This is a genomic window from uncultured Rummeliibacillus sp. (assembly GCF_934216135.1).
Classification (GTDB): Bacteria; Bacillota; Bacilli; order Bacillales_A; family Planococcaceae; genus Rummeliibacillus.
The window spans coordinates 69058-81852 of the sequence record NZ_CAKQBI010000008.1 but is presented as its reverse complement, the minus strand read 5'-3'; the positions used below and the strand labels follow the sequence as shown (position 1 = coordinate 81852).

Sequence of the window (12795 nt, the reverse complement as noted above, 5' to 3'; positions counted from 1 at the left end):
CATTAAAATACCAAAGGGAAATTGCATAGTGCAATTTCCCTTTTTACTTTACCTGAAATCACTTATGTCCAAACATATGAATCTAGTATAGTAATAACTACCCAAAAAACATATTTCTTAATTCATTAATGGCTAAAATAACAAATAATAAAATGCTAATACCGAGACCAATATTAGATAGCCATTGTTTACGATCAATGGTCCCAACGTATTGCTTCTTGTTTAGTAAATAGAGTAATGTAATTGCCAAGAAAGGCATAAAAATCGAACCCAGTGCTCCATATGCAATGATTAGTCCTACCGGTTTCCCGATGAAGTGCAATAGCATGGGTGGGAATGTGAGCCATAAGACAAAGAAACGATAGGCTTTTGTTTTGCTTAAGTCATCATTATTTATATCTTGATGGCGAATAGTTCTAATAAAATCCGCGAATAGATATGGGACACCATTCCATACACCAAGTACAGAGGTAAATGAAGCAGACCAGAAGCCAATTAGAAATACATATCGAACGGCAGGATGTAATTCGTTTCCTAAGATTGAAGCAAAATCGACTAATCCTTTTTCCCCACTAATATTAAAATCAGTTCCATATAATAATCCTGCCCCTAATACGAGTAGGGATAAGGTAAATAACGCTGTAACAATATAGGCAACAGCAGAGTCAAAGCGAACGGCACGTATAAAAGAGGGGCCAGTCCATCTATTTTCTTGTAGCCAATAGCCATAACTAGCCATTGTTAAAGATCCACCGACACCACCGATTAAACCAAGGGCATATACTAATGATCCTTTTGGAAGTGTTGGAATTGCAGTTCCCCATATATCACTTAGTTGTGGAATAACAAGTAGGGCAGATCCAACAACCGCAACAAACATTATGCCGATTAGTACGTTCATCACATTTTCAAATGTTTTATATTTTCCCCACCATACAAGTACAAATCCTAATAATCCATGAATAATTGCCCATTGCGTTAAAGAAAGTTGAGGGAATAGTGCTGTCATTGCGAGTGCACATGAGGCGGTACCAGCAGCACCATAAACAAAGCCCCAAATGACAGAGTAAACGCCAAAATAACCAGTTGCCCATTTCCCCATAGCGTGCCAACCTTCTAGTATCGTTTTTCCGCTAGTTAAATGCCATCGTCCTACCCCTTCATTTAAAGCAAATTTCAGTATAGAACCAACAATAATGGCCCATAGAAATACTAATCCATAATTTGTCCCCGCTACAAGTGCAGCAACTAAATCTCCTGCACCCACCCCAGTAGCAGCAACGATTAATCCTGGTCCAATAATAGATCCTTTTTTAATCATTTGTTCTTGCTCTAAAGGTAATTGTTTTTGTTCTAACATTGTATGTACCCCCTTTGAATACTTGTAATCGATTTCAGTTCGATTAATTTAATTATCAATTTTGTTTTCAGAAAAATCAAATATTATTTTAATAGGTTACTGTTTTACTCATCTTTTGTATTTGCATTGTAAAGTTAGTTAATAATAATTAGTTTTTTAGTTAATGTATACATTGACATACAATTTTGAATTTTGCTAATATATTAAAAATAAACTAGATTGGGGGATTGTCTATTGTCAAGATTGCATGAATTTCAAGAGCTTTTTCACCAAATACAAATTGCTTGGGAAAAAGATGAACAAACGGTTTTAGTTATCTTAACGGATGTAAAAGGCTCTGCTTATCGCTTACCGGGAACGAAAATGTTGATGACTTCAGGCGGGACCATGGTAGGGACAATAAGTGGAGGTTGTTTAGAAGCGGATTTGTATGAATGGGCGACAAAAGTATTTGAAAATAGGAAACCTATGACGTTAAAGTACGATTTAAGTGATACAGAAATTTGGAGTTTAGGTATTGGTTGCAAAGGAGACTTAGAGATTCTGTTTCTCCCTATTTTCCCACAGGATGGAACGTGGAAGAAAGTAGAAAAACATCTCGCATATGAGGAATCATTTACATTAATCATAGATATGGAAAATGGTCAAACAAAAGTATTGCAAGAAATGAATAGCAAGTTACATAACGATACGGATTTACCAATCGAATTGATCGAATATGCTGAAGCTATATATATGAAGCAAACACGTGCAGAAGTCATCGAACATCAAAACAAAAGATATTATATGGACGTTGTGAAACCTAGCGAGAAATTAATCGTTGCAGGAGCAGGGAAAGATGCAGTTCCTCTTGTAGAATTAGCGTATAAGGCAGGATTCTCCGTGACGGTTTTAGATACACGCTCAAATTTAAATAATCTTCAACATTTCCCACATGCAAAACATATTACCTCTGCTATCGAGAATTTATCAGATTCACAGCTAAATCATAGTTGGTGGCTTATTATGAATCATCATATGGAAAAAGATGAGGTAAGTTTAAAGTATGCAATCGAAAGCAATCCTCGCTATATAGGTGTTTTAGGACCAATTTATCGAACAAATGAAATGCTAAATAATATTGGATATAGTATAAATAGCGCGCCAATCCATTCACCTGTTGGATTAGATTTAGGAGCAGAGTCGATGGACGAAGTAGCCATTAGCATTATATCTGAGCTGATGTGTTTAAGGGCAGACCGTACCCCACAATATTTACATGGAAAAGGGAAAATTCATGTGTAAAATTGGTGCAATTATTTTAGCAGCAGGACAATCGAAGCGAATGGGAGAGCCGAAATTATTTCTTCCTTTTCAAGATACTCCAATCATCCACTATCCAATTGAAATGGCAGTTCAACATAAATTGGAACCTATTGTAGTAGTGGGAGGAAAGTATTATGATCAACTCATAAGAAGAATTAAAACCTTTTTATCCCTCTTTATCATTGATATACAATGAACAGCATGCAAATGGCATGTCCACTTCTCTAATTGAGGGTATAAATTCTATAGATGGTGACCTTGATGCTGTCCTTATCTTTCTAGGGGATCAGCCTCTTGTAGCACATCAAGTAGTGGAAAAGCTGATAGATACTTATCAAAAAAATAGAGAGAATGGCATATACATAGTTCGCCCTCGCTACGAACAACAACCAGGTCACCCAATATTATTTGATAGAAGCCTTTTTAATCAGTTTCAAAATCTAAAAGGCGATGAAGGTGGAAAAAGTATTATTAAAGCGAACAAAGAACATTTACAATATGTAGATTTTGAGCAAACGGATTGGAATTTAGATATTGATACGAAGCAAGACTATAAGCATTTACTCCAATATTATGGTAACTAATGTGAAGAGTCATGAAATCAGAGATGTTTTTGATAGACTGCTCTAACTTGGCTGAGTATTGATACAGAAAGACATTACTAAAATTTAATCGGTGGGTGAGATGAATGTTGATAAAACGTAATGCAATTTCTATTGGAGAAGCTGTTCAAAAAGTTATGAGTGATATTGAAAAAGGGGTCACGGAGAAGGTCACTTTGGTTGAAGCGAGTGACCGATATTTGGCAGAGGATATTGTTGCCAACCAGGATGTTCCGGCATTTGATCGTTCACTTTATGATGGTTATGCAATACGCTCTGAGGATACGAAGAATGCAACGAATGCTTATCCAGTTGAACTTGAAGTAGTAGGTCATATTGGAGCTGGCGCAGTATTTCATAATGGGATTCAACCATACCAAGCGGTTCGTATAATGACTGGGGCAGAAATGCCTGAAGGTTGTAATGCTGTCATCATGCTTGAACATGTCAAAGAGTTAACTAAGTTTGATAAAGACTATATAGCTGTTGACCGCTTTATTTCTGAACATGAACGTGTATTTAAAAAAGGACAAGAGATTCAAAAAGGTACATATTTGGTTGAAAAAGGGACACGTATCACCCCTGGAATTATTGCTTTGCTTGCAACTTTTGGCTATAGTGAGGTACTTGTAGGGAAAAAGCCAGTCGTAGGTGTACTTGCTACTGGAAGTGAACTTTTAGAAATCGATGAACCATTGGTACCTGGGAAAATTCGTAATAGTAATTCCTATATGCTTATGTCTCAAATTGAAAAAGTAGGGGCACAACCAAAGTATCTAGGGAAACTTGAAGATGATTTGGATAAAAGTTTCGAAGTCATTCGAAATGAGTTGGAAAACGTCGATATTCTCATTACAACAGGTGGCGTTTCGGTTGGTGATTATGATTATCTCCCAGAAATATATGATCGTTTAGGTGCAACTGTATTTTTTAATAAAATCGCTATGCGTCCTGGAAGTGTCACAACAGTTGCAAAACTAGGTCGTCAATTTTTATTTGGTTTATCAGGAAATCCGTCAGCCAGTTTTATAGGCTTCGAATTATTTGTACGACCTGTTATTCGCACGATGTTAAATAACAAAGAGCCTTACCTTGCATCACAAAAAGCTATTTTAGAAAATTCTTATCCAACGCCAAATGCATTTGCCCAACTGATCCGAACAAAAATAGAAAATCACAATTCAACTGTATGTGCAACGTCAACCGGACTAAACATGTCCAGTTCTATCACCTCTTTAGTAGGAGCAGATGCATTAGTTGTTTTACCTCCAACTGAATCGGGGTATGAAAAAGGTGAAATTGTAGATATTTTATTGCTATCTGATGAGGGCCAAGAAGATTTTTCTGTTGTCTAAAGGATATGATGGGATAACCCCGTTAATACTGAAAAATTTTATTTTGATGATAGAATTTATAAGCTTAATAACGGGGAATATCCGCCCCTGCTTAAAGCTAATGCTATTTGATAGTATCCGCTTCCATTAGGATGCACTCCTCCTGGTGGTAATAGTGTTTTTTCATTGTCCTTAAAAACACTATAGATATCAACGACTTTAACATTCGGTTCCTGACTTAACTTGTTTAACATTGAATTAAACGCTCTAATCCCATCATCTGCTATAGGAATATTAGGGAACGGATTGTATAAATTCGTTAATCGTAAAATATATTGATCTTGTTTATCTAGATGGTGAATTTTTTCTAATATTTTTGAGATATTATTTACTGTCTGTTTAATAGCATAAGATATACTTTCTTCGTCTTTATTTACCAAAAATTTTTTTGCCGCGTTTATTAAATCATTTCCTCCAGCTGTTATTGTGATGATATTTGCACAATTGACCGCTTCCGTAACCGTCGGGCTATTTAGCATCTTTAACACATCATCAGTAGTAGCTCCTGACCTTGCATTTTTTTGATAAGCAATGCGCCTTTTAAAAATTTGTTGGCTTAGATATCTGTAGTATTCAACAAATCCAGGATCCAATAGAGGAACACCAATCCCTGCTGTAAGAGAATCACCAATCGCAAGATAACGTAAATGATTAATATCCATAGTTCACCTCAACTAATTAGTATATCCTTATAATATGCAGGAAAAAGATTAATGGAGAAGCAGTAAAAAATGCGTATACAGTCTAGATAATGATGTGTTTCTAAAGATAAGGAATTCAATCAAAATAATAATTTAAGCTGGAATATACACAAGCTCAATTTGTATATTTCAGCTTTTTTGATTTCTCATATATAGCACTTTGATTTCAATGCATAATATGTTATTTCATCTAACAATGCAAGTTATAAAAAATAACATTTAGTTAATTTCACCAAAAATATTCTGAATATTAGATGAATTAAATAGTGACATGCAAAATATCCCTTGATATGATGTTATGTAATATAACACGAAACTTTTATTCTACTTCATGAAAGTCAATCTATAAACCTCAGTTTTATCGATTCACAAGCATCTTTATACTTCAATAAATTAGTGCATCAATGCAATACATAAATCTTAAAGGGGGATGTTGTATGGTAAATCAGATTGAACCTTTGATATCAAGTTCTCCAATCATATGGGCTCCAACTACTATTGAGGAGGCAATTGAACGAAAAAAAGAGTTTGGTTCGGAAGCGGAGTTTGTTTCAGGATCGACGCTTTTGCAATTGCAATGGAAGAATGGACGTAAAGTTCCGAAAAATATAATCAGTCTCGAGCAAATACCAACGTTAAAGCAAATTCAAATAGATGAAGATAAAAGAATTTTGTCGATAGGAGCATCAACTTTACTTAGTAGTTACAAGACAGATCCAAACTTAAAAGACTTCACCGTAATTTGTGAAGCATTGCAATCGATTGCTGCTCCTGCAGTAAGAAATCGTGGGACGATTGGTGGGAATATTATGGGCGGAGTAGGTGACTTGATACCACTTTTCCTAGCGCTTAAGGCAAAGCTTCTTTTTCATGATGAAAGGGAAACATACTTAGTAGATTTTTGGGATTGGCTTCAACATTCACAAAAGAAAACGGCGGCTTTACTATCAGCTATTCAACTAACCTCTGATTTGGTTCGTACTAACTCGTATTCATTTTATAAAAAAATAGGTAGAAGAGAAACGTTTACGGCAGCTATCTTAACTGTTGCTGGAAGAATAAGTTGGGATGAAGATGGTGTTATTGAAGAAGCCAATCTTGCTTTAGGCGGAGGGGATAATCAGCCTCTCCTTTTAGAAAATACAGCGTACCATTTGATAGGGAAAAAAGGCGATGTACTTGATTGGAAGGGTGTTTATACATCCATTTTATCTGAAATTTCACCTGCAGAAGATGCTTTTGTTTCTGCCAATTATCGAAGAAAAGTTGCGGCCAATCTTATGGTTGCTGCATTACAGAGAGAGTTCACGTCAATTGGTTGTGGTGAGGGGGATACCGATGAAATCTAACTTAATAGAAAAAAAGGATCGAATACGTCCAGATGGATTGTCTAAAGTAACAGGGGATTTGAAATACTTAACTGACTTAACTTTCCCGAATATGTTGTATGGAAAAGTATTAAGAAGCAAATACCCACATGCGAAAATTCTTTCTATTAATACTGAAAAAGCCGAAAGTATACCGGGTGTTGAAGCAGTAATCACTCATAAAGACGTTCCAGGGATGAATAGATTCGGCATCATAATTGCCGACCAACCAGTTTTTTGTGAAGATCGAGTTCGCTATATAGGTGATGCGATTGCAGCTGTTGCCGCAGAATCATTTGAGCTCGCAGAAGAGGCATTGAAGCATATCGAAGTGGTTTATGAAGAACTGCCAATTCTCGATTCACCAGATAAGGCGCTCGAATCGGATGCAATCAGACTTCATCCAGCAGGGAATATTTGTAGCCGTTCATCTTTTCGAAATGGAGATGTTCAACAAGCTTTTGAAGAATGTGTTGCAATCGTAGAAGAAACGTATGAATTACCTCGGCAATTACATGGATATATGGAAACGGAAGGTGGAGTAGTTGTCCCTGAAGATGATGGGGGCATTACAGTTTACGCTGCTACTCAACACGGTTTTAAAGACCGTTTTCAAATTTCAAGGATTTTAGGAATTCCAGAAAGTATGATTCGAATTGTTTCGTCTCCAATTGGAGGTTCTTTTGGAGGCAAGGATGAACAAAATATTCAACCCTATGCTTCGCTTCTAGCCTTAGCAACCAAAAAACCGGTGAAAATTCATAACACAAGAGAAGAATCCATTCGAGCAAGCATTAAAAGACATCCAATGAAAATCACCGTAAAAACAGGTACAGATGCTACTGGGAAAATACTTGCCCATCAAGTGAAAATCATTGCAGATAAAGGTGCATATACCACGCTAGGCCCTGCAGTTCTAGACTTTGCAGTGGAACATGCAGCAGGTCCTTATATGATTCCGAACATTGAAACGGAAGGCGTATCGGTTTATACGAATAACGGTGTATCCGGGGAATTTAGAGGCTTTGGTGGAAATCAAATAACGTTTGCTTTAGAAGGGCAGATGGATCGTTTAGCAGAGGTCTTAAAAATGGACCCAATCGAAATTCGAAAGAAAAACTTACGAACCACTTACGATTTGGGGCCAATGGGGCATCGGATAGCGCCAACAGATGGAGCAGCTCTTGTTTTAGAAAAAGTCCAAGAACTTTCAAAGCTACCCAACAAAGATTATAAAGAATCGCCATGGAAACGATATGGAACAGGAATTGCCATTACCATGCACGGAGGGGGACTTGGATTTGGTCGATTAGATAGTGCTGGTGGCCGAATTTCTTTAAACAAACAAGGTGAAATTGAAATATCCTTTGGTTTTGAAGAATGTGGTCAAGGGCTTCTATCCGTTATTGAAAATCTGGTCATCGAAGAAATCGGTTGTAGTCAACAAGATGTAAAAATTGTCATTGGTGATACTTCAGTTGTTCCGCTTTCCGGATCTTCTACAGCATCACGCGGAACAAGTATTGTTTGGCAATCTCTACAAAAGATGAAAGGTCCGTTTAAAGAGAAAATATGTAAGTACGTATCAGATACAACATCAATTCATGAAGAAGAGCTATATCTAGGTCCAAATGGTATTTGGCAAGTTGGAAAAGATGATGCACCTTGCATGACGTATAAAGAATGTGCTGAAGGAATCGTTGATCAAACTGTTCTAACAAGTTTTCATTTTCCAGTGACACCCGATGCGGTAAATGGGGGTCATTTCTTATACACGTTTGGAGGCGTAAAAGTCGAGGTGGAGGTAGATCTTTTAACTGGAAAAGTAAAGATATTAGCACTTGATCATGTCGTCTCTGCAGGACCTGTTGTAAGTCCTAAAGGATATATTGGCCAAATTGAAGGAGGAGGCGTCATGTCACTAGGTTATACCTTAATGGAAGAGGTGAAAATGATTGACGGTCAATTAGCAACGACTAACTTTGACGCTTATCTGATGCCTAATATTGTAGATGTTCCTTTCGAAACAAATGTTCACGCAATTGAAGATTTAGTAGAAGGGGATCCGTATGGCCCAAGAGGAGTAGGGGAAATCGGCACAATAGCGATTATTCCCGCTGTTGTCAAAGCAGTTCATGATGCAATTGGCTGTTGGGTATCTAAACTACCCATTTCTTCTGAAGAAATCCTTGAAAACATTGAATCGAAGGGGATGCTTACATGGATATAAATAACACAGCCTTACATAATGATTTGGCTATAGAAGATCAACAAACGTTCACTTTAAATCTAGTGATTAATGGTGACAAGTATATATTAAAAACATCACCAACTGAAAAACTAGTCAATATATTAAGAGACGAATTGCAACTAGTGGGGACTAAAATTTCATGTGGAATTGGCCGCTGTGGAGCATGTAGTGTTTTAATCGATGGGGCACTCATTAACGCTTGTCTAGTAATGGCTTATCAAGTAAATGGAAAATCCATCACGACGATTGAAGGAATGGGTGGTGTCTCGCTCGATGAAATTCAAGAAGCATTTCTTCTTGAAGGGGGCTTTCAGTGCGGATATTGTACCTCTGGTATGATCTTAGCGGTTAAATACTTATTATCTATGCAACCAAACCCTACAGAGGAGGATATTAAAGAAGCCCTTTCAGGAAATTTATGTAGATGTACTGGATACGGTGGAATTATTCGTGCAGTACAAAGCTTGGCAAATAAACATTCAAAAAATATTGTATAGAATCTCTATTAAAGAGAGGAAGTTTTTTGAATAAGCCATCTTAATAGAGTTTAAGAATTACTGTAAAAAGCCATACCTTTTTATTGGTTTTCTTGATTAGGTTCCAGGAGACTTAAATTGTCTGGAACGTGGATTCAATTTAAAAATGCGTGGATTGAATTTCCAAAAGCGTGGATTGAACCTTGAAATGCGTGGATTAAACCCAATCTTGCGTGGATTAAAAATCAGTTCAACAGGGTTGTTTGATTGTGGTGAGATTACGATCAATCCATATCCATGCATTTCTTTTAAAATAGAAATATATCACTTTTTTGATATGTTATAATCATATATGAGAATTTTATATCAATATAGAGTGAGGTTTATTTATGAGGTTAGCATATAAGGTAATAGTAATCTTTACATTGTTATTAAGTTTTATATCTATATCAATTATTCCAGTGAGTGCGGAAACACTTCAAGAAGGCAATTTTAAATATATTGATATAAATGGAAAAGTAGAAATTAAAGGTTACGATGGGAAATCAAAAAATGTGGAGATTCCAAGTGAACTGAATAATAAGCCTGTAACGAGTATAGGGGATTACGCTTTTAATAGAAAAGATTTAACGAGCATCTCTATCCCAGAAAGCGTGACGAATATAGGTGATTATGCATTTCATGATTGTCAACTGACCAATGTCAACATTCCTGAAAGTGTGACGACAATAGGAGAAGATGCATTTGCTTATAATCAATTAAAAAGTCTCGTTATTCCCGATAGTGTAATAAGTATAGGCAATTTTGCATTTGGTTTTAATCAAATATCGGATTTAACTATTCCGAAAAGTATTAAAATAATAGGGAAGTATGCGTTTAAATCAAATCAACTAACAGATATAACAATGCCAGATAATCGTAAGACAATCATGGGCGATGGTGTATTCGATCATAATCAACTAACAAGTGTGACAATCCCTGACAATGTGACGAGTATCGGTAATTATACTTTTAGCTATAATCAGTTAAAGAGTGTCACGATTCCAGACAGTGTGACGAATATAGGAGTCAATGCCTTTAGTAATAATCAATTAACGAGTGTAACAATCCCTGATAATGTGACGAATATAGGTGGTCATGCTTTTAGCTATAATCAGTTAACTAGTGTGTTGATTCCTAGAAAAGTGGAGAGTATAGGAACTGGAGCATTTGAAAATAATCAATTAAAAAGTGTTGATATACCAGATAATGTAAAGTATATAGAGAGTTCTGCATTTGAAAATAATCTATTAACCAACGTAGTCATTCCCAAAAGTGTAATTATAATAGAGGCAGGAACTTTTGAAGGTAATCAGTTAACAAGTGTGACAATCCCAGACAGTGTAGTGAGTATAGAAAATTTTGCATTTGAAAATAATCAATTAAAAAAAGTAGACATTCCGAATAGCGTTAAAACAATATGGGATAGTGCATTTGAAAATAATCAATTAAAAAAAGTAGACATTCCAAATAGCGTTAAAGCAATATGGGATGGTGCATTCAAAAAGAATCAACTAAAAAGTGTATCTATTCCCAATAGTGTAACTAGCATAGGGTCTTCTGCATTTAGTGAAAACCAATTAACGAATGTCACGATTCCAGAAAGCGTGACGACAATAGTGCATGATACATTTAAATCTAATCGATTAACCAATGTAATCATTCCAAATGGTGTGACGAAAATACAGAATTCTGCTTTTGATCATAATGAATTAACATCTGTCACCATCCCCGATAGTGTAACAACTATAGAGGATTATGCATTTTACAATAATCAATTAACGAGTATAACCATCCCCGATAGTGTGACGAGTTTAGGAAAGTATGCATTTAGTTCTAATCAACTAACGAGTATAAACCTTCCGAAAAGTTTAATAATAGAGAAATCTCCATTTAGTGATAATCCATTAAAAAGTGTTACCATCCCAGATGGAACTACGGAAATAGGACCATTTGCATTTGAAGGAAATAAATTAACAAGTATCACCATTCCTGATAGTGTAACACGTATATACGATTCTGCATTTGAAGATAATCAGTTAACGAACGTCACCATTCCGAATGGAGTAAAGAAAATTGGATCATTTGCATTTAAGGGGAATCAACTCTCTAGTCTCCTTATCTCGAATAGTATAACGAAAATAGGAGATTATGCATTTAAAAATAATCAACTTACGAGCGTCATTATTCCTAATAGTGTAACAAGTATAGGAGATGGTGCATTCAGTAATAATATCTTGTTAAATGTATCTATTCCCAATAGTATAACTGAAATTTCGGAGAGTACATTTAATCAAAATAGATTAACGAATGTAGATATTCCGGAAAGCGTAACGAAAATAGGAGACCATGCATTTAGTAATAATCCATTAACGAGTGTTACTATTCCTGATAGTGTAACGCGATTTGGCTTGGATACTTTTGATTATAGATTAACTGATTATCCCACTCAAATTAAAGATTTACATGCAAGTATCATCGAATCAGATTCTTTAAAACTTAAATGGAAAAAACAAGATGTAACGGGCTATCAAGTTTTCAGGTATGATACGGACAGCAATAGCTATAAACTTTTCGAAACTATTTCAAGGAATATAGGTAGCTATACAATGAGCAACTTACGTGCCGGAACAACATATCGCTATAAAGTTCGATCATTTAAAACGTTGGGGATATTGAATTACTACGGTACGTTAAGTAGTGAAATTGCAATTACGACCAATCTTCCTCAGGTAAAGAATCTTGTTATTTCTAAGAGAAGTAGTAATTCCTTAAAACTAACTTGGTCTAAACAAAATGATGTAACGGGTTACAAAATCTATCAATATGATAGTAAAAACAAATTGTTAAAAACTATTACAAGTAAGTCAAACAGTTACGAATTATCAAAGCTTACTCCTGGAACAACGTATCAATTTAAAATTCGTTCTTATAAAACGAATGGTAAAACGAATCAGTACAGACCCTACAGCGATGTCTTAAAGACCACTACTAATCCAGGAACTGTAGTATCGAGCGTTAAAAAAGATAAAGCACACAGTATAAAAGTAAACTGGAAGAGTATTGCTTCATCTAGTGGATACCAAATTCAATATTCCACTAGTAGCAAATTTGCAAGTAGTAAAACAAAAAGCGTCACAATAGCAAGTAAAAATACGGTAACTAAAACAATAAAAAACTTGAAAAAAGGCAAAAAATATTATGTGAAAGTAAGAGCGTATAAAACCTTATCTGGTAAATCATATTACGGCTCTTGGAGTACTATAAAAAATGTAACTGTGAAATAGGGTGAACACGATG

The 12795-nt window shown here is 35.6% G+C and carries 11 protein-coding genes; 9 read left to right on the top strand and 2 right to left on the bottom strand.

Annotation, left to right across the window (positions count from 1 at the left end; all coding sequences use genetic code 11):
• Positions 1-97: 97 nt before the first annotated feature.
• Complete coding sequence (locus tag Q0977_RS07405) at positions 98-1360, bottom strand: Nramp family divalent metal transporter (RefSeq protein ID WP_233548034.1); 1263 nt, start codon at positions 1358-1360, stop codon at positions 98-100.
• A 234-nt stretch (positions 1361-1594) separates the two neighbouring features.
• Here Q0977_RS07405 and Q0977_RS07400 point away from each other — a divergent pair, with 234 nt between their 5' ends.
• From Q0977_RS07400 to glp, 4 genes are all read left to right on the top strand, one after another.
• Positions 1595-2644 carry an XdhC family protein gene (locus Q0977_RS07400; protein WP_299512136.1) on the top strand — a complete coding sequence of 350 codons (1050 nt, stop codon included), beginning with the start codon at positions 1595-1597 and terminating at the stop codon, positions 2642-2644.
• Positions 2637-2861: an NTP transferase domain-containing protein gene (locus Q0977_RS07395; RefSeq protein ID WP_299512134.1), complete on the top strand. Its 225-nt coding sequence runs from the start codon at positions 2637-2639 to the stop codon at positions 2859-2861. The genes Q0977_RS07400 and Q0977_RS07395 overlap by 8 nt, the downstream gene beginning before the upstream one ends.
• A 16-nt stretch (positions 2862-2877) precedes the next feature.
• On the top strand, positions 2878-3249 hold the full coding sequence (locus tag Q0977_RS07390; RefSeq protein WP_299512131.1) for a nucleotidyltransferase family protein: 372 nt from the start codon (positions 2878-2880) through the stop codon (positions 3247-3249).
• A 104-nt stretch (positions 3250-3353) separates the two neighbouring features.
• Positions 3354-4622, top strand: a complete 1269-nt coding sequence (gene glp / locus Q0977_RS07385; RefSeq protein ID WP_299512128.1) for a gephyrin-like molybdotransferase Glp — start codon at positions 3354-3356, stop codon at positions 4620-4622.
• A 56-nt stretch (positions 4623-4678) separates the two neighbouring features.
• Here glp and Q0977_RS07380 read toward each other — a convergent pair whose 3' ends face one another.
• On the bottom strand, positions 4679-5323 hold the full coding sequence (locus Q0977_RS07380) for a GDSL-type esterase/lipase family protein (RefSeq protein ID WP_119415164.1): 645 nt from the start codon (positions 5321-5323) through the stop codon (positions 4679-4681).
• 476 nt (positions 5324-5799) lie between these two features.
• On the opposite strand from Q0977_RS07380, the gene Q0977_RS07375 reads away from it, so the two are divergent.
• The 5 genes from Q0977_RS07375 (at position 5800) to Q0977_RS07355 (ending at position 12782) form a co-directional block, all read left to right on the top strand.
• Positions 5800-6711, top strand: a complete 912-nt coding sequence (locus tag Q0977_RS07375; protein ID WP_299512121.1) for a xanthine dehydrogenase family protein subunit M — start codon at positions 5800-5802, stop codon at positions 6709-6711.
• Positions 6701-8959 (top strand): xanthine dehydrogenase subunit D, encoded by a 2259-nt coding sequence (gene pucD, locus Q0977_RS07370; RefSeq protein ID WP_299512119.1) that lies wholly within the window; start codon positions 6701-6703, stop codon positions 8957-8959. The genes Q0977_RS07375 and pucD overlap by 11 nt, the downstream gene beginning before the upstream one ends.
• Positions 8950-9477: a (2Fe-2S)-binding protein gene (locus Q0977_RS07365; protein WP_299512116.1), complete on the top strand. Its 528-nt coding sequence runs from the start codon at positions 8950-8952 to the stop codon at positions 9475-9477. The genes pucD and Q0977_RS07365 overlap by 10 nt, the downstream gene beginning before the upstream one ends.
• A 145-nt stretch (positions 9478-9622) precedes the next feature.
• Positions 9623-9802 carry a hypothetical protein gene (locus Q0977_RS07360; RefSeq protein WP_119415160.1) on the top strand — a complete coding sequence of 60 codons (180 nt, stop codon included), beginning with the start codon at positions 9623-9625 and terminating at the stop codon, positions 9800-9802.
• Between the two features lie 43 nt (positions 9803-9845).
• The gene (locus Q0977_RS07355; protein ID WP_299512107.1) at positions 9846-12782 is read left to right on the top strand and encodes a leucine-rich repeat protein; all 2937 of its coding nucleotides are present in this window, start codon (positions 9846-9848) and stop codon (positions 12780-12782) included.
• Positions 12783-12795 lie beyond the last annotated feature (13 nt).

What these genes read in the sequence shown, in the direction of transcription:
- Q0977_RS07405 (WP_233548034.1), bottom strand. Translation starts at nt 1,360, where the DNA reads ATGTTAGAACAAAAACAATTACCTTTAGAGCAAGAACAAATGATTAAA.
- Q0977_RS07395 (WP_299512134.1), top strand. Translation starts at nt 2,637, where the DNA reads ATGTGTAAAATTGGTGCAATTATTTTAGCAGCAGGACAATCGAAGCGA.
- Q0977_RS07390 (WP_299512131.1), top strand. Translation starts at nt 2,878, where the DNA reads ATGTCCACTTCTCTAATTGAGGGTATAAATTCTATAGATGGTGACCTT.
- glp (WP_299512128.1), top strand. Translation starts at nt 3,354, where the DNA reads ATGTTGATAAAACGTAATGCAATTTCTATTGGAGAAGCTGTTCAAAAA.
- Q0977_RS07380 (WP_119415164.1), bottom strand. Translation starts at nt 5,323, where the DNA reads ATGGATATTAATCATTTACGTTATCTTGCGATTGGTGATTCTCTTACA.
- Q0977_RS07375 (WP_299512121.1), top strand. Translation starts at nt 5,800, where the DNA reads ATGGTAAATCAGATTGAACCTTTGATATCAAGTTCTCCAATCATATGG.
- pucD (WP_299512119.1), top strand. Translation starts at nt 6,701, where the DNA reads ATGAAATCTAACTTAATAGAAAAAAAGGATCGAATACGTCCAGATGGA.
- Q0977_RS07365 (WP_299512116.1), top strand. Translation starts at nt 8,950, where the DNA reads ATGGATATAAATAACACAGCCTTACATAATGATTTGGCTATAGAAGAT.
- Q0977_RS07360 (WP_119415160.1), top strand. Translation starts at nt 9,623, where the DNA reads ATGCGTGGATTGAATTTCCAAAAGCGTGGATTGAACCTTGAAATGCGT.
- Q0977_RS07355 (WP_299512107.1), top strand. Translation starts at nt 9,846, where the DNA reads ATGAGGTTAGCATATAAGGTAATAGTAATCTTTACATTGTTATTAAGT.